The sequence below is a fragment of the Novosphingobium sp. genome (genome assembly GCF_036803765.1).
Taxonomy (GTDB): Bacteria; Pseudomonadota; Alphaproteobacteria; order Sphingomonadales; family Sphingomonadaceae; genus Novosphingobium.
Genome location: NZ_DAIRTS010000009.1, coordinates 61,564 through 77,883, shown reverse-complemented (window position 1 = coordinate 77,883; position 16,320 = coordinate 61,564). Strand labels below are relative to the sequence as shown.

Annotated in this window: 15 protein-coding genes; 7 read left to right on the top strand and 8 right to left on the bottom strand. The window is 65.7% G+C overall.

Going from position 1 to position 16,320, the window contains the following annotated elements:
• Positions 1–46: 46 nt before the first annotated feature.
• The 8 genes from V7Q48_RS08230 to V7Q48_RS08195 all read right to left on the bottom strand — a co-directional run bounded on the left by V7Q48_RS08230 (position 47) and on the right by V7Q48_RS08195 (position 8,643).
• Positions 47–358 (bottom strand): hypothetical protein, encoded by a 312-nt coding sequence (locus tag V7Q48_RS08230; RefSeq protein WP_333837447.1) that lies wholly within the window; start codon positions 356–358, stop codon positions 47–49.
• 360 nt (positions 359–718) lie between these two features.
• Positions 719–2,464: a putative porin gene (locus tag V7Q48_RS08225; RefSeq protein ID WP_333837446.1), complete on the bottom strand. Its 1,746-nt coding sequence runs from the start codon at positions 2,462–2,464 to the stop codon at positions 719–721.
• 134 nt (positions 2,465–2,598) lie between these two features.
• Positions 2,599–3,300, bottom strand: coding sequence for a TonB-dependent receptor (locus V7Q48_RS08220; protein WP_333837445.1), 702 nt, complete (start codon positions 3,298–3,300; stop codon positions 2,599–2,601).
• Complete coding sequence (locus V7Q48_RS08215; protein WP_333837444.1) at positions 3,300–3,581, bottom strand: hypothetical protein; 282 nt, start codon at positions 3,579–3,581, stop codon at positions 3,300–3,302. The genes V7Q48_RS08220 and V7Q48_RS08215 overlap by 1 nt, the downstream gene beginning before the upstream one ends.
• 14 nt (positions 3,582–3,595) lie before the next feature.
• On the bottom strand, positions 3,596–4,015 hold the full coding sequence (locus tag V7Q48_RS08210) for an ExbD/TolR family protein (protein WP_333837443.1): 420 nt from the start codon (positions 4,013–4,015) through the stop codon (positions 3,596–3,598).
• Positions 4,016–4,044: 29 nt separating this feature from the next.
• Complete coding sequence (locus tag V7Q48_RS08205; protein ID WP_333837442.1) at positions 4,045–5,781, bottom strand: DUF2341 domain-containing protein; 1,737 nt, start codon at positions 5,779–5,781, stop codon at positions 4,045–4,047.
• A 2-nt stretch (positions 5,782–5,783) separates the two neighbouring features.
• On the bottom strand, positions 5,784–7,376 hold the full coding sequence (locus V7Q48_RS08200; RefSeq protein ID WP_333837441.1) for a ShlB/FhaC/HecB family hemolysin secretion/activation protein: 1,593 nt from the start codon (positions 7,374–7,376) through the stop codon (positions 5,784–5,786).
• A 382-nt stretch (positions 7,377–7,758) separates the two neighbouring features.
• Positions 7,759–8,643: an AraC family transcriptional regulator gene (locus V7Q48_RS08195; protein WP_333837440.1), complete on the bottom strand. Its 885-nt coding sequence runs from the start codon at positions 8,641–8,643 to the stop codon at positions 7,759–7,761.
• A gap of 251 nt (positions 8,644–8,894) precedes the next feature.
• Between V7Q48_RS08195 and V7Q48_RS08190 the strand changes: the two genes are divergently transcribed.
• The 7 genes from V7Q48_RS08190 (at position 8,895) to V7Q48_RS08160 (ending at position 16,236) form a co-directional block, all read left to right on the top strand.
• Positions 8,895–9,557, top strand: a complete 663-nt coding sequence (locus V7Q48_RS08190; protein ID WP_333837439.1) for an energy transducer TonB family protein — start codon at positions 8,895–8,897, stop codon at positions 9,555–9,557.
• 64 nt (positions 9,558–9,621) lie between these two features.
• Positions 9,622–10,380, top strand: a complete 759-nt coding sequence (locus V7Q48_RS08185; protein WP_333837438.1) for a TonB family protein — start codon at positions 9,622–9,624, stop codon at positions 10,378–10,380.
• Positions 10,381–10,480: 100 nt separating this feature from the next.
• Complete coding sequence (locus V7Q48_RS08180) at positions 10,481–11,092, top strand: RNA polymerase sigma factor (RefSeq protein ID WP_333837437.1); 612 nt, start codon at positions 10,481–10,483, stop codon at positions 11,090–11,092.
• Between the two features lie 31 nt (positions 11,093–11,123).
• Complete coding sequence (locus V7Q48_RS08175; protein WP_333837436.1) at positions 11,124–12,110, top strand: FecR family protein; 987 nt, start codon at positions 11,124–11,126, stop codon at positions 12,108–12,110.
• A 225-nt stretch (positions 12,111–12,335) separates the two neighbouring features.
• Complete coding sequence (locus V7Q48_RS08170) at positions 12,336–13,139, top strand: LysR family transcriptional regulator (RefSeq protein ID WP_333837435.1); 804 nt, start codon at positions 12,336–12,338, stop codon at positions 13,137–13,139.
• Between the two features lie 57 nt (positions 13,140–13,196).
• Positions 13,197–14,117 (top strand): DUF7146 domain-containing protein, encoded by a 921-nt coding sequence (locus V7Q48_RS08165; protein ID WP_333837434.1) that lies wholly within the window; start codon positions 13,197–13,199, stop codon positions 14,115–14,117.
• A gap of 31 nt (positions 14,118–14,148) precedes the next feature.
• Positions 14,149–16,236: a ParB/RepB/Spo0J family partition protein gene (locus V7Q48_RS08160; RefSeq protein WP_333837433.1), complete on the top strand. Its 2,088-nt coding sequence runs from the start codon at positions 14,149–14,151 to the stop codon at positions 16,234–16,236.
• Positions 16,237–16,320: the final 84 nt, after the last annotated feature.

Genomic DNA, 16,320 nt, shown 5'->3' with positions numbered 1-16,320 from the left:
TTGACGGCATGTCCGGCCGGAGCCGGCGCGCACGGCGGATCGAAGGTCATGGCCGCCCTCCCGGCCGCGGCGCGGGCGGCACAGTATTGGGGCGCTGGGGATAGACCGAGGTGCCGAACGTGTTGCCCATGCGCTGGCGAGTGGCGGTCTGGTTGGCGACGCCGGTGCGAACATCGGCCGAGGTGGCGTCGATCACCGGCGCGTCGATTGCGGCGCGGGCCTGTGCCTGCGCTGCGCGCGCAGCTTCTTCGAGCCGTCGGCTCGCGCAATCGAGATGACCAGCGCGATAGCCGCCGATCTCCACGGTCACACATGGGCCATCCGCCAACGGCTTTGGCGCGTCACCGCCGATGGTCATGGGCACCTTGGCCGGGGTATCCGCGGTCTGGCCATACGCGGCCGGGTTCAGACCCGCTGCAGCGATAAGGAGGGCGGACAGACCGGTCAGGACGCGGGCGCACGCAGGGAGCCGCCGTGCACCCGCGCCGGCCGGGCGCAACGCCGGCCATTCCGCAAGGGTCGAACGCAATGGCCGGACTCCGGCGCCGGCTCGCCGGAGGAACTGGATTTGCGAAACAGGGACGACGCCCCTCGACGACCGGCCCCGCCCGCTGAGGGATGTGACGGGCGGAACCGGGCGCCAATACCTGTCTGCGCGTGTGATCGGCCGCAGCCAGGCAGAAACGATGAGGCGCGTCTTAGTCGACATGGCCTCGGCTCAGAACCGGGTCACAAGATCGAGGAACAGCCGATCGACCGACAGCGGCGGCCCGGCGATCTCGTCGGACGAAACCCAGCGCGCGCCGAGCATGGTGTTGCGGCCAATCGCGTAGTTGCCGCCGAGATACCAGCCCTTCACATTGGTGCCGCCAAGTCCGAAGTCGGAGTCCGCGAACGCATCGACCACCGCGTCGCTTTCGAGACGACGATAGGCGAGGATCAGGTTCCAGCCCCCGCGCTTGACCGTCCAGTCACCGTCCGCGCTGAGGGAGAGCGCGCTGCCGACCGTCAGGCGAGCCTGCCAGCCGGTATTTCCGCCCTCATAGCCGCCGGGCTGGAGAATCGTCTTGGTCGAGTCCTTGGGATCGGGTACGCGGATCGCGGAGCCCAGATTGTTGATCGCCCGGCCGCTCCAGCCCCCGGTCTGAGTATAGGTGCCGCGCAGGAGATTACGGTCCCAGCCGAGATTCTTCACGAAGTCGCCTTCGAGCCTCATTCCAAACTTGCTCGACGGCTCGAAATCGACCGCCGCATGGACGTTGAGCACGCGGAACTTCGAGGCGAGGCCAAAATACTGGTTCTCGGGGCTGCCCACCGGATCGAGCGGATCGGGGATCACGTTGCGGATCGGGAAAAGCGTGTTGCCGAACTGCTGGAAAGCCGGCCGCGTCGCATCGGTCGAGCAGACCACCTCATAATATTGGCAGGGCGCCGACAATTTGCCCTGGATGTTGTCATAGTGGAAATAGGCGCCGGCAAGCCGCGCCGTCACTTTGTCGACCGGTTTGAACTCGACGCCCGCTTGCGCCGCGAACAGATAGCGATCCTGGCTCTTATAGGGACCGCGGATGCCCGGATAGGTGTCGGCGCCGCTGTCCGGCGCCGAAGGTGCGTTGCGCGACCCGAAATTGAGGTCGGTGTTAAACACCGGGAACGCGCCCGCCGTACCGAAGAAGGCAATGCGGTCATTGACCGACTTGCGACCCGTCACCGCAATGCCGTCAAAGCCCATGTCGGGATCGAACAGCAGATCGGTGGTGAAGAAGGGATTGCCGAACCGGCCGAGGTCGATGTTGACGTCCTTGACCGGCGTCAGGCGGATCGAGGCGCGGTCGAGCCAGACCTCATAGCCGCCGCCCCCGAAGGCGCCCAATGTCTGGTTGGTCGAGACCGGCGAGCGATCGTTGCCGGTGGCGATCCGGACATTGGCGCTGATCCAGTCGGAGACCTGCGCGCGCAGGCCAAGGCGCGCGCGCAACTGGGTGCGCTGGCGGTTCTCCAGTGTGTTGAGAAAGGCCGGCGGCACATAGCCCGCAGTCTTGTCGTTGATGTTCTGCGCCGATCCTGAATTGATCGCGCTGTAATTGGGGAAGATGTCGGCATTGCCCTTGTCGAAGAAGCGCGGCTCGAAGCGCGCGCGCACGTCGCCATAAAGCGTGATGCGGCGGGTCCATTCGGGCGTCTCGCCGGGCTTCGACCAGCCCTCGGCCTGCGCCTGACTGGCAAGCTGGCTCTTGACCTGCTCGGTGATCTGGTCGCGCACCACCTGCGGTACATAGGGAATGGTCTGGGTGCCATCCGCGGCGACACCGCCCTGGATCGGGGCCTGCGCCTGCGGGGCGGACCTGCTGCTCGCCTCGCCAATCATCGCATCGGCCTCAGCCCGGGTCACCAGCCCCTTGGCGACCATGATCTCGAGCAGCTTGTTGCTGTCTACCTGCTGGGCGAAGGCGGGCGTTGCCATGACTGCAAGACCGGCAGCGCAGGCCAGCAGCGCAGGTTTGAGGCGAAGATGAAGATGGTCGTGAAGATGGCGGCTTTGCATGTTTCTGTCCCCCATGGGCGTTGATGCGTCGGCAGGCTGAACGGACACGAGCGTCAGGCTCCGGGGCGCGAGTTGAGTTCGATCCGCATCACCGGCAGGCCGGGCGGCGGACGCCGTGAAAGCTGAAGGCCGCTGAGCAGGCGAGTGAGCCGGTCGTCGCGGCGGCTGTCGCCCGACCCGTCGACCACGCGCACATCAGTGATCCGGCCCTCGGCATCGACCGAGACGATCAGGCGAACGGTGTAGCGGCCGCGCGCCAGCTCACGGTCGGACTGGGCAGCGAGCCGGATTGCGGCGGTGGCAAGGCTGGCATAGGCGCCAAAGCCATTGTCGCCGCCGCTGCCAGCCCGGGTGCCGATCATCGTCCCCGAACCGTTGCCGCGCGCGAGGCCGTAATTGGATGGGCCGGCGCCCTCGCGGGCGCTGAGCGCGCTGTCGCCGGGCGCGGGATCGTTGTTCGCCTGCGGCGGCGGCGGGGTGTCGAGCGGCTTTTCCAGCGGCGGGGCCAACTTTGGCTCGGGCGGCTGCTCGACCACCTCCGGCTTGGGCGGCGGTGGTGGAGGTGGTGGCGGCGGCAGGATCACTGCCGTTGTCTTCATCTCATTGGGCCGGTCGGAGACCGACTGCCAGCTGAGCATGTTCCAGACGACCGCGATCACCAGGCCGGCACCGACCACCACAAGCACACGGCCGAAGGTGACGGGCGATTTGCGGCGGCGCCGACCATCGGGCACCATGAAGGACGCGGCCGCCATCACAGCGCCCCCATCGATGCACAGCGCTCATGGCCCAGACCATCGAGGAACAGGCGCACGCCGGTCCAGTCGGCATTCCAGCCGGACAGGTCGAGACCGAGACGAACCGCCTCCATCATCATGTTGAGTCCGCTTGATCGGATGCCGTTCCCGCCGCGATCGGAAGCGCACGTGCCGATCCAAGCAGAACCGCGATCGCCGCGATCAGCAGCAGGAGCAGCACCAGCAGGAGCCAGGCGCGGCCGCTGCGCCGCCATCGGGAGAAGGAGAACATCGGTCATCGCCCCCTCCCGCTTCACTGGCCGCCGCCCGGAGGGCGCGTGGACGCCATGCCGAGGCTGGGGACGCCGACCTTCGAGCACAGGTCGAGCACCTGCATGACCTTGTCGTACTGGACGGCACGGTCGCCGCGCAGGATGACAGCGAGGTCGGGGGTGGTGGCGATCGAGGAACGCAGCTGGCTCTCCAGTTCGCTCATCGACACCGGGATGGCGTCGATCGACACCGTGCCGTCATTGCTGACCGCGATCACCCGGCTCTTCTGCGCCTCCAACGTCTTGGCCGAGGAGGCGCTGGGGAGATCGACCTTGATCCCCTGGACCGCCGCCGTCGTCATCAGGATGAAGATGATGAGCAGCACCAGCACCACGTCGACGAACGGGGTGATGTTGATCTCGTTATACGGCTTCTTCGGACCGCCTACCTGTATGCCCATGGCTTGAGCCTCCTGTCAGTTCGTGAGGCTCAGGCGGCCTGGGCCGCTGCGGGAACATCCTGCCAGGTCTCGGCGATGCGCTTCTCCAGCTCGTCCACGAAGATATCGTGGTCGGCGGTGATCTCTTCGATGCGGCTGAGCAGATAGTTGTAGCCGAACAGCGCCGGGATCGCGACCGCGAGGCCCGCGACCGTCGCGAGGAGAGCCGCTGCGATGCCGGGTGCGATGGCGTTGATGTTCACTTCACCAGCGGCCGCGACCGAGGCGAAGGTGATCATGACGCCGAGCACAGTGCCGAGGAGGCCGATGAACGGGCCGCCCGAGATAGCGATGGTCAAGAGCACGAGGCGCGCGTTGAGCTTCTGGCCTTCGCGCACGCGGCCAGCGTCCAGAGCGGAGCGGATCGCGGCGATCGACTGGGCGCGGATCGCGAACCGGCTGCCGGTGGCCCGGCCTTCCTTCAGGCGCTCGGTCAGCTCGCGCCGACCGATATTGTAGAGCCGTCCAAGGGTGGAGTCCGCCGCCGTGGCGCCTGGATCGAACGCGGGAAGCCCGTCATGGTCGCCGGCCCGGCGTGCCTGGGCATTATAGGCATCGAGGAAGGCTTCGTTCGCCGAGCGCACCCGGCCGATCAGCAGGCCCTTGGTGATCATGATCGCAACCGCGACCAGCAGCATGAAGGCGCAGATGAGGATGACCACCCAGGCGTCGAAGGTCAGCGCCTTGAACAGCACCCCGAAATGGCCGCTGCCGCCGGTCTCGACCTGTTGCGCGGTGTCGGTGGTGACGAGCTTCGAGGCCTGGCCTTCGCTGGCGGCGGCAAGCTGGAACGCCGCCTGCGGCAGCGCGGTGCCGGCCACGCGGAACTCGTCGACCTCACCGGCAAAGCCCTGGCCGAGAACGGGAGCACCGCTGGCGGCCGCCAGCGCGCCGGCGACTTCGCCCGCAGGCTGACCGTTGATGTAGAGGATGGACTTGCTGCCATCGTTGACGAGAGCGACATTGACCCAGGCGTCGGCGCCGAGCGCCGCGCCAGCCGAGCGGGCGCCGCCCTGGTCGATGAACAGCTGACCGCCTTGGGCTATGAGGCTTACAGCGCCCGGCAGGCTGAAGATCGTGCCGTCGCCCTTGGGCTTTACCCAGAAGCTGATGGAGAGCGGGCCGTTAGCGAACGCCGCCGCAGGCAGGCCGACTGGGGTGGTCCCGTCGAGGACGAGACTCGATCCGATCAGGCCGCCCGCGTCGCGACCGGCGGCTCCCGTGGCGTTGTTGCCGTTCGACGTGGCGTCCTTGGCGGAGCCTTCGTCGTTGAAGTGATAAACCAGACGGTAGTCGGGACCGAAGGTGCCGGCGACGTCCTGGCCGGGCTTGGCGTCCTTGCTGCCATAATAGGCATAGATCGCCGAGGTCTGACCGGGGGCGAGGCCCTGCACGTCGACCCAAACCAGCGCCTGCTCTTCCTTGGGCGCCCACTTCTCGATGTGGAACTTGAGCGGGGTCCGGTCATCGCCCGCGACGAAGCGCAGGTCCGAGCCGTCCGCCTTCACATCCTTGAAGCTGAAGTTGCCGCTATGCAGACGGATCAGCACCGGCGCACGCGCGACCTCGCCGGTCACGCCAGCGGCCTGGGTGTTGAGGTTGATCTTCGTGCGATAGCTGTAACCCGCCTCCCACCAAGCATGGGCGGGCGAGGCGAAGGCAACAGTGGCGGCAGCGGCCAGGAGCGTTCCGGCCACGCCCTTCTTGAGACGTGCAAAGACTGACATGGTTAGAATTCCCCCCAGATGCGGAAGCGGATGAAGACGTCTCCCGACTTGCTGTCGGAAGTGGAGATGAGCGGGGTGCCGGCGTCGATCGCGCCATGCAGATAGGAGAGGAGCTTGACGCGGGCGCCGAGTCCGACGCTCATCGCCCGGAAATAGTCCTTCTGGGCCGGCAGCGGCTGGTTGATGCCGGCAAGGCCGACATCGTAGAAGGCATGGACGCGCAACTCGTCGGCGATGCCGCCGAGCAGCGAGCCCAGTTCGGGCGAGCGCAGTTCCTGCTGAATCGCGAAGCCCCAGTCGCCCAGTGCCGCGCTCTCATAATAGCCGCGCACGGATTGCATGCCGCCCAGCGAGAACTGCTCGTTGGAGATGAGCGGGGTGCCCGCCCATTGGCCGCTGACATGGCCATAATATTGGAAGCCTGACAGGACATCGCGCGTATGGCTGCCCTCGAGCTTGACGATGAAAAAGCTCGGCCGCGCCATGTAGCGCTTGGCGTCGAACCGCTCCCAGCCATCGCCGAGGCCGCGCAGACCGAAGGTGGTCGAGAGCGTGAGGTCGCTGTCGCGCTTGTCGCCGGTCCAGTCGCCGCGCCAGGACGCCGTGATCGGGAAGTATTCGATCGGCGCCGCTGCCCGGTCCGAGCCGAGCAATACGTCTTCCTTGAAATGCTTCCAGTCGAACCCGACGGTCAGCGAATGGTAGAATCCCTCATAGGAGCCGAGCGAGCGGATCAGCCGCAGCCCCGCCATATTGCCCTTGCCGATCACGCTGGTGCCGCCGATCACCGCAATGTCGCTGTCGGAATGGACGCCGTAGAGCAGGAGCTGCGTGCCGGTGCCGAGGCGCATCAGGTAATTGGCCGAGAACACCGTGGCATCGTCGGTGCGCCGCGGCGCGGTCTGCGCGGAGACCGAGAGCGAGTCGCCACGGCCCCACATATCGTCGTAGCGGACGGTTGCGGCAGCTCGCAGGTCGGTCGTCGCTGCACTGGAGAAATTGTTGAGTTCGGCCGAGGCGTGGAACGGCGAGCTTTCCGTGACCTTGAGCAGCACGTCGAGCGTGCCCGGCGCCTCGCCCGCGCGTAGTTCGGGCGTCACCTTGCGGCTTGGCTTCTGGTTCATCGCGATCACGTCGCGCTGGAACTGTTGCAGGTTCGGCGTTTGCCCAGGTGTCAGGGAGGTGGCCTGCTCGCGTACCGCCTCGGGCTTGCTTGCGCCTTCGACCACGACCTTGCCGATTGCCTGGGGCTGCACCTCGAGCTTGAGCACGCCGCCCTCGACCGACTGCTCGGGCAGGAACACCGACACCGCCACATAGCCGCGTTCCTCGAACGCCTTTTGAAGCGCCGCGCGCGCCGCCTCGACATCGGCCTCGCTCTTGTCCGGCCCCAAATAGGGATAGACCGCACGCTCGACCGTATCGGGCGGTAGCAGCCTATTGCCCTTCACCTGGAAGGCGCGGATATCGAAGCGGCTCGCGGGCGCGACGCCTGATGCTTCCTGCGCATAGGATGGCGTCGCCATCGACGATAGCGCGAGCACAAGCGCGGTCCCGCTCGGCGCAAGCCGCCAGCTCAGTCTCTCGAACTTCAAAACTACACCCCCCGCCAGAAGCGCCGCCACGGCATGAAGCCGGACGGCGCACGGTCACTCGCGTCTCAAATACGGGCCTTCGAAGACTCGAATGCTGCAGCGCAGCGCCCGTTGACGGATGCCTGTTAGGGGAACGAGGCGGAGGCTCTCAAGGATAAATACTCCGCCAATGTCGCTTCGTATAATACAGTACAAACTGTATGAAAGTTGTGTTACAAAGCATACTGATATATCGAGAACATAAATTAAGCGAATCAAGGCGGATTCAAGCCATTTTATGCAAAACACTTCCCATATATATTTTATGAATGCGCCATTTGTCGCCCAGAATATATTTCTGGACGGGTTTTATAACTTTAAACCCTCGAATCGGAGGGTGATGTCAGCCGCGTCGCGACCGGAACGCGCGCGTACGCGTTTGGCTTGGCGTTTCTCCAAAATGACGCTGATATGTGCGGTTGAGCATGCCCGACGCACCGAACCCGGCAGCGACCGAAAGGTCGCCGATCGACCGGCTTTCCGTCTCACTCTCGAGGCGATCCCGAACCCACTCGATCCGCAGTTGCAAAACGAGCTGCGTCACCGACATGCCAAGACATGCCGTGAAATTGCGGCGCAGCGTGCCGGGCGTGACGCCGGCCACCGCCGAAAGATCATCGATCGACCAGGCAAGCACCGGGTTCGCGCGAAGATGGTCGACAGCGCGCTGAACCGATCGCGCCAACGGGAATATGGCAACGGCCTGCTCGCTGGCGCGCAGACTATCGATCATGGCGTCGAGGATGCGTCTCTCGGATCGTACCGAGAGGCGTCCGCCGTCCATCGTATCGTAACCGAGGTCGAACATGCAGTCGATCGCCGCCAGCCTGCGCGCGTCGCCAAAGTGCCGCGAGGCGACCGCCTGAACCGAGGCGCGGGGAACATGCAACAGGAGCGCACGCGCGCCGGCGACAAAGACGCAGGTGGTCTTCTCGGCGCTGCCAAGCAAAAATGCCTTGCCCGGCTTCAGCGTGGCGCTTCCCCCGTTGCCGACGACGATCGCCTGGCCGGCGATCGGCACGACGACATGCACCATGGCCTCGGTCGGTGTGATCGAAACCGGACGCTGCGTCGGGAAACGGCGGATATCGACCTCGACGCGGCCGACCTTAAGGCGTTGCCGCACACGACCGTCGTCGCCAGGCACGGCACGCAGATACGCGCAGCCGTCCGCGAGGGGCGTGCGTCGCACGCGCGCCCTGGGTTCGACTTCGCTTCTTTCCAGCATGCCCGTTTGCAAAACCGTCCCCATGTCATCGGCCTACAAAAGTCCGACAGCCGGCGAAGCGCGATCGCGAACGCAAAAATGCGAGGGGCCTGCATTTTCTTGTCGAGCGCTGGTACAAGCCACGCGCAAGTCACGGAATTGCGCAATCCGCAGCACCCGCAGCAGAAGTGTCACGTTAGTCGCTTATCCGGGCGCTCGGGTGGCCCCTTGTGCAACATCGCCATGACGACCTTCATCCGCGCGGCGGGGCGATGCTAGAAATCCTATCGTCCCGGCTCTTCGCGATCATCCTGTCGCTGCTTGTCCATGCAGCGCTGATGGCTTTCCTGTTCCTGCTGAACCCGCCGTTCGGCGACGGCGGGCGTTCGCGCGTGCGGGGTCAGGCTGAACGCGTGCTTGTCGTTGAACTGTTGCCACTAGATCGAGGCACCGACGGCGACATCGCGAACCAGCCGCTTTCCTCGCCTCTTGTCCTGAGCCAAAGCACCGAGCCCGATCCGATGGCTCGCCCTCCCAAGCAACTGAAAAGCAGCGTGCCCGACCCGCTCAGCCCCGGCGGTTCACGCTCGGCGCCGACGGCGACGAATGCACAGGAACCGGGGCAGACGAGCGCTGATCTCTCGGGCGCGACCGCCCTCCAGTATCGCGACTTGCTGCTCGCGCATATCGCCCGTTACCGCCAATATCCCGAGGACGCACGGCTCGATCGGAAAGAGGGAACGACCTGGGTCCGCTTCCTTCTCGATCGCGATGGCAAGGTCTTGCGCGTCTGGATCGAGCGCGGCTCCGGAACGGCCTCGCTCGATACAGAGGCAGCGGCGGCCGTGCGCCGTGCGGCCCCACTGCCGCCCATACCGGCCAGCCTGCCATCGCAGATCGATATCACGGTCCCGATCGAATTCAGGATCGGATGAATGCCGCCGCGCCGCCATCCTATGTTCCCGCTGCTCATCCGCGCCATCTCCCGCCGGCGGCACCGTGGCTGATCATGATGCGCGCGTCACACCGATCAGTCGGCGAATGGCCTCCTCCTTTCGCGTGGGCCTTTTGTGTGCGCTGCTCGCCGCAGCCTGGCCGTTTGCCTCTCCCGCATCCGCGCAGCAGGCCGATGCCCCGTCCACATCGGATCGTCGGCGCTACGATATTGCGGCAAAGCCGCTCGATCGCGCCCTCACGGAACTGGGCACCGTGAGCCGGATCGACATCCTCTACGAGAATGGCGTCGTCGATGGGAAGCGGTCCCACGCCATCGCCGGCCGCTTCACCGAGCGCGAGGCGATCGCCGCCATGCTTGAGGGCACCGGGCTGTCCTTCCGGTTCACCAGCCTCAACGCGGTGCTGGTCTTTCCCCCCGAACGCCCGCCCGAGCCCGGCATGGATGCCTGGGTCAAGGCAGAAGGTACGCCCCGTCTCGTTCTCGATACGCTTCGGGTCACCGCTCCACCGATGATCGGTACATCGTCGCGAGCGCGCTTCGGACCCTTCGGCCGCACAGTCCAGGCGGCGATCAACCAGCGGCTGCAAAATGATCCACGCACCAGCGCCCGGCCATTTCGCGTGCGCCTGACGGTCGAGATCGATCCTGCCGGGTTGGTTCGGCGCCCGACGATCATCCATTCCAGCGGCGACGAGAAACTCGACAGGGATATTCGCCTGGTTCTCGACGGCGCGCGAATGCCCGTCCCGCCGCCCGAGGATCTGCCGCAGCCCGTCTGGTTCGAGGTCTCCGCGCGGTGACCGGGATCAGCCCTCAGATCCTGCGAACGCAGATTGTGCTGGAATCGACAGCATCTCCGCTTTCGCGTCCTTCCCGAACGCGGGACGATCGGTCTCAACCATGAGCACCGAGTCGCGCCCTGGTGGCCGGAGCGATCCGGTCGAGGAATCGCCCGTGTCGCAAGCGACACGGCACCAGTTGATGCGCGCTTTGCAGGACCGCTATGCGGAACTGAAGGCGAAGCTGTCGCGCAGCTTCGCACCGGACCTCGTCGAGGACGCGCTCCATGACACCTGGCTGCGGCTCCAGCAGCCCCGGGATCTCGGCGCCGCCCGCGATCCCGCCTCCTATCTGACCCGTGCAATCGCCAACAGGGCCAGGAACATCCTGACCTCGCGGGAACGGCTGCTCGACTTCACTGACATTTCGAATCTGGTCGATGCAGTCCACGATGCGCCCGGACCGGACATCATCGCGGGCGATCGCCGCGAGATCGCCCGCATGCAGGAAGCGCTCGCCGAGCTGACCGAGCGACAGCAGGACATCTTCTACGAAAGCTTCATGGGCAATGAGAGCCATCAGGCGCTCGCGGAGCGTTACGGCGTTACCCTGCGCACGGTTCAGAAGGAGCTTCAACGCGCGGTCGAGCACTGCGCAAAGCGCATGGCCAAGCGAAAATCGTTCGCGACCGGCCTTTCAAAATTGTCATCAGAGGAGGGAGAGGACGAATGACACCCCCGTACTGCGGAGCCGCACGGCATCCATGAACCAGAACGACGCCTTGAACGACGATCTCGACCCCCTGATGAAGGAGGCGTTGCAATGGCTCGTGCGCCTGACCTCGGGGAGCGCCACGACCGCCGACGCGCGTGAGTTCGAGGCCTGGCGCGCACAAGGGGCAGCCCATGAAGAGGCTTTCCGCGAAGCCGCCACGTTCCGCAAAACCGTGCGCGCGATGAACCTGTCGCACCCGGCCGCCCTGCGTGCCGCCAATGTGACGCCGATCCGGCCCCGTCCGCGGCCCGTGCTCATGAACCGGCGTGCCATGCTCGCCGGATCGGGCGCAATCGCCGCCTCCGCCGCCGCCGTCATGGTCGCAAATCCACCACTCGGGCTCTGGCCTTCCTTCGCCGAGCTGACCGCCGACTATCGCACCGGACAGGGAGAGCGCCGCGACGTCAAACTCGCGGGCGGCGCCAGCATCGACTTGAACGCGCGGTCCGCCCTGTCGGTCATCAATGACGGCCATGGCATCAGCCTCGTCAGCGGCGAGGCTTTTGTCGACCTCCCCGAGACCGCGCGGCCGTTCCTGGCCCGAGCAGGCGGCGAACACTTCGCCTCGCAGGGAGGGACCTTCAATATCCGCACGAGTGAGCGCGAAACCTGTGTGACCTGCCTCTCCGGCGCGATCACGCGGGAAAGTGGTGGTGGTTCGCAAGACCTCAGACCCGGTGAACAGCTCGTCGCATCGCCATCGGGCGAGACCAGGGTCGTGCGGGTCGATCCGGAACGCATTTCCGGGTGGCGGCAAGGATTGCTCGTCTTCCGCAATACGCCGCTCGCCGAGGCGGTAGAGGACATCAATCGCTATCGCAGCGCCAGGATCATCCTCACCAGCAACGATATCGGCCGGCGGCAGGTCAATGGCATCTTCCACACCGACCAGATCGAGAATGCGGTCGCCCAGATCCAGCAGCTCCTGCACCTTGGCGTGCGCGAACTGCCGGGCGGCATCGTCCTCATGGGCTGACGTCATAAATCTGTAAAAAACTGTTCGCGTTCTGGCCTCCCCATCTGTCTCAAGATGGGAGGCAATTCGCGTTCTTCGCACATCGTTGCGACCCGTTCCTCTCCTGGCGACGGCTGAAGCGCGCCACATGACGCCGCTGCCCCCAAGAAACTGGCGCGCGAAGGAGGACGCTGATGGCCAAGAGACAGCAGCCCAAGATGATCCGGATCGAACGGGAGATATCGCATGCCCTTTGATCTCAACCAGCTTCGTTCCGCGCTCTGTGTTTCCCAGCACGGCAGTTTCCACCTCGCCGCAAATGCCCTCGGGAGGTCACAGGCGCTATTGGAGGGAGAGGTGTCTGCCCTCGAAGCGCGGATCGGCCTGACATTATTTGAGCCTGTCGGTAACGAGCTTCGGTCCACGCAGCGCGGCGCGCATTTTCTCCATGACGCGGAGCATCTGCTCTGGCGCGCGGAGCAGGTTGCCTTGCGCCTTTCCGGCGCGCGCCTGGTGCCGCAGCAAGATGGTTACCCATTTCACGTCCCGGAAGATCATGCGACCGCGTGCGCCTGCACCCGCCCCATGGCCGCAGCCGTACCCATGCTCCATGCCATGGGGACCGAGATCGAGTCCTCCGCCCCAAGTCCCGACGACCGGACCTGCCGATATGTAGACCTTTGCCGCGCCATACTCGCCGCACACAAGCGCGCCGGGCGCGCGTTCGGCAATGACCTGATCAGCGATCCGGCAAGCGAAATGCTGCTGGATCTCTATGTGCGCGAACATGAAGGACTGACCACATCCATCACGAGTTTCTGGGGCGCGGCGAGCAGCGCCCTGGGGACAGCGCGACGATCCCTCACCATGATGGAACGGCGCGGGTTCGTGGTGCGCACCGGCGATCCGAGCGATGGCCGGAGGGCACTGGTCCAACTCACCCCCACAGCTCGCGAACAACTCGAGGAATGTTTCGAGGTCATCCTTTGCAGTGCGGCGCTCTCGGTTGACGAAGTGGCAAGAGGCGTCCCCAGTCGCTCGGTTGCTTGACATCGCGGGATTTTTGGAGGGGAGGATGAGGGGCATTGGCGAAAGGACAAGTCGCCAATGCCTCACGCCACCGCCACGAGAAATCTCGACCTCGAAACCGCGGCCGCCCGCATCGTCAAACGACTGGGCGGAACCTGGACGGGGCGCGGCGGCGTGTGTCTGTGCCCGGCCCATGCCGATCGTCGCCCAAGCCTCTCGATCCGCGTCGGCGCGTCCAGCCTCTTGTTTCACTGCTTCGCCGGCTGCGACCGGCTCGATGTCCTGCGCGCGGTCCGCCGCCTTCGGCTGGACATTCCGGTCGCGGATACACCGCTTGTCCAGCCGTGGCAGCCACGAGATGCGGCGATTGCCGCGCGCGCGCGCATGCTCTGGGATGACGCAGTTCCGCTCCCGCATTCACCCGGCAGACATTATCTGGATTGGCGGGGGCTGACCGGCAGTTGCCCTGAGCTGCGTTTTCATCGGCGAACGCCGCTGGGGGGTGGCCGCTCGGTGCGCTTCTGTCCCGCGATCCTCGCCGCCGTGCGCTCAGGCAGCAATGCGGTGATCGCGCTCGAGCGGCTGTTCGTCGATCTCCCAGCCGGTTTGCCGGCCGCCGATCTCGATCCTCCCAAGAGGCTGCTCGGAAGACCGCGTGATGGCACCGTGCATTTCGGGGTGCCGGGAACCACTCTCGGGCTCGCCGAAGGCTGGGAGACCGCTTTCTCGGCTCATATCCTGCTGGGCGTCCCGGTCTGGGCGACATTGGGCAGCGAACGCTTCACGCAGGTCGCGGTGCCCGATCGCGTGACGCGGCTGATCCTGCTGCCCGACAATGACCCGCCCGGCCGCCTCGGCGCCGGGAAAGCCGCTGTCGCCCACGCGCGCCAAGGCCGGACGATCGATCTGCTTTTGCCGGCTCGCGGTCACAACGACTGGAACGACCAGCTCCGCAGTGGAGGGAAGAGAGAGGGGATTTGGGTGCGGAAAGCGGCCTGATGGTTGGGATGCGCGCCGCACAGGAGTAGCCATGATGACTTATCCCATCCTCTACGTGCCCGCGGTCAACTGCCGCGTTGCCGAAGACAATGTCCGCAAGCACAGCAATGCCGACGCGGACGCACAGTTCGAAGCCCATCTCGGCGAGACCGGCATCGTCCTTCAGAACCTGATCGGCGTGCCGATCAAGCGCCGCAAGGACCATTACGACATCTATGCCGGCGGTCGCCGCCTGTCGCGCACCCACAGCAACATCGAGAAGGGCGTGCTGCCCAGGGACTTCGAGGTCCCGGTGATGGTGGTGCCGAACGCCGCCGACGCGATCTCGATGAGCCTTGCCGAGAATTTCTTCCAGCTCGCGATGAACCCCGCCGACGCCTGCACCGCGTTCCGCACGATCATCGACAAGGAAAAGAAGACGGTGGCCGACATCGCCAAGCGGTTCAGCCTGACCGTGCGCTTCGTCGAAGGCCGCCTGCGCCTCGCCAATCTCGCGACGCCGGTGTTCGAAGCGCTGGCCAGGGGCGAGATCACGCTCGACATCGCCAAGGCCTACGCCAAGACTTCCGATCCAGTTCGCCAGGCGTCCGTGTTCGAAAGCCTCGCCGGCACTTATTACTCGAACAATGTCGCCGAGATCGAGCGGCAGGTCAGCGCCGGCAGCTATAATGGCGGCCATCCCAAAGCGCTGCTGGTCGGGCGCGACGCCTATCTCGCGGCGGGCGGCACGATCGACCGCGACCTCTACTCCAATGCCGAAAGCGAACTGTGGACCAACCGTGACCTGCTCGATCAGCTCGCCGACGAAGCCCTCGCCGAAGCCGCCGAAGCGATCCGCGAGCGCGAAGGCTTCGCCGAGGTCCGCACCATCGCAGCCACCCATGTGCCTTACACCGCAACCATGGGCCTGCGGCGTATCGACGGCATCCTGCCATCCCTCACCGAGAAACAGGAAGTCCGTCAGCAGGCGATCAAGGCCGAGATCGAGGAGATCGAGGAAGCCGCCGCGGACGATCACGACTATAGCGAGGAACAGCTCGAACGGATCGACGCGCTCGAGGAAGAACTCGGCGCGATCCAGGACCGGCGGGCGGTCTATGAACCCGAGCAGAAAGCACGGGCGCTCGCCTATGTCGTGATCGGCGAGGACGGCCAGCCGGTGGTCGAGGAGACGCTGTTCGTCGCGGCGTCGGGCGAAGAGGACGAGGATGTCGATCCCGAGACCGACGGCGAGGACGACGACGGCGCTGACGATGCGGATGCCGCCGAGGCGCCGCGCAAGGCCGTCCTCAGCCAGAAGCTGGTCGATCGCCTCGCGCTCATGCGGACCGAATTGGTCGCGCTCCATGTCGCGAACGATCCGCACTTCGCAATGGATCTGGGCACCTTCATCATGGTCGACGGCGCCCATCGCAAGTTCGCCGGCGCCTATGACCTCGCGTCCGGCCTCAAGGCGCCGCTGCCCGACCGCCGCGTCGGCAATTATGTCAGCGAGACGGCGGCGGCGGAAGGATGGGCGAAGCTCGAAGCCGGCCTCGATCATGGCTGGCGTGACGGGGACGATGCGGCCGCGCGTTTCGATGCGTTCCGCGCGCTTCCCGACGAGGCTCGCGCGGCCTGGTTCGCCTGGGCGATCGCGCGCACGATCGAGCCGGTGGCAGACAGCGGTTCGGGCGCGCCGTTCCTTCGCCATCTCGGCCGCAGCCTCGACATCGATGTCGCCCGCTGGTGGCGTCCCACCGCGCGCAACTTCTTTGATGCAGTGACCCGGGGATGGATCCTCGACCTGTTCGGCGAGATCGGCGGCGAGGATCTGAAGTCCCGTTACGGCGCGGCGAAGAAAGCCGACCTCGCGGCCTCGGCCGAGAAGCTGTTCGCCGGGCAGACGATCATCGAAGCCGAGATCAAGGACAAGGTGGTCGCCTGGCTGCCACAGCCGATGCGGGTCGAGGAACCGGCGCCCGTTGAGGCCAGCGGCCCGACCCGTGCGGAACTCGCCGCCGCGATCGGCGCGCGGGGAGGCGATGCGTTGGCCGACGAACTGGTCGGTGACGCGGTCGATGCCCCGAACGATGTCGCCAACGACGTAGATGGGGATGATCTGGCCGAAGCCGCCTGATCGGACCCTTCCACCCTTCTCGGGCCGGGGCGCAGTGCGTTCCGGCCCATTTTTCCTTCTTTCCTCGCCGTTTCTTCGCGTTCG

What these genes read in the sequence shown, in the direction of transcription:
- V7Q48_RS08230 (WP_333837447.1), bottom strand. Translation starts at nt 358, where the DNA reads ATGACCATCGGCGGTGACGCGCCAAAGCCGTTGGCGGATGGCCCATGT.
- V7Q48_RS08225 (WP_333837446.1), bottom strand. Translation starts at nt 2,464, where the DNA reads ATGGCAACGCCCGCCTTCGCCCAGCAGGTAGACAGCAACAAGCTGCTC.
- V7Q48_RS08220 (WP_333837445.1), bottom strand. Translation starts at nt 3,300, where the DNA reads ATGGCGGCCGCGTCCTTCATGGTGCCCGATGGTCGGCGCCGCCGCAAA.
- V7Q48_RS08215 (WP_333837444.1), bottom strand. Translation starts at nt 3,581, where the DNA reads ATGACCGATGTTCTCCTTCTCCCGATGGCGGCGCAGCGGCCGCGCCTG.
- V7Q48_RS08210 (WP_333837443.1), bottom strand. Translation starts at nt 4,015, where the DNA reads ATGGGCATACAGGTAGGCGGTCCGAAGAAGCCGTATAACGAGATCAAC.
- V7Q48_RS08205 (WP_333837442.1), bottom strand. Translation starts at nt 5,781, where the DNA reads ATGTCAGTCTTTGCACGTCTCAAGAAGGGCGTGGCCGGAACGCTCCTG.
- V7Q48_RS08195 (WP_333837440.1), bottom strand. Translation starts at nt 8,643, where the DNA reads ATGCTGGAAAGAAGCGAAGTCGAACCCAGGGCGCGCGTGCGACGCACG.
- V7Q48_RS08190 (WP_333837439.1), top strand. Translation starts at nt 8,895, where the DNA reads ATGCTAGAAATCCTATCGTCCCGGCTCTTCGCGATCATCCTGTCGCTG.
- V7Q48_RS08180 (WP_333837437.1), top strand. Translation starts at nt 10,481, where the DNA reads ATGAGCACCGAGTCGCGCCCTGGTGGCCGGAGCGATCCGGTCGAGGAA.
- V7Q48_RS08175 (WP_333837436.1), top strand. Translation starts at nt 11,124, where the DNA reads ATGAACCAGAACGACGCCTTGAACGACGATCTCGACCCCCTGATGAAG.
- V7Q48_RS08170 (WP_333837435.1), top strand. Translation starts at nt 12,336, where the DNA reads ATGCCCTTTGATCTCAACCAGCTTCGTTCCGCGCTCTGTGTTTCCCAG.
- V7Q48_RS08165 (WP_333837434.1), top strand. Translation starts at nt 13,197, where the DNA reads ATGCCTCACGCCACCGCCACGAGAAATCTCGACCTCGAAACCGCGGCC.
- V7Q48_RS08160 (WP_333837433.1), top strand. Translation starts at nt 14,149, where the DNA reads ATGATGACTTATCCCATCCTCTACGTGCCCGCGGTCAACTGCCGCGTT.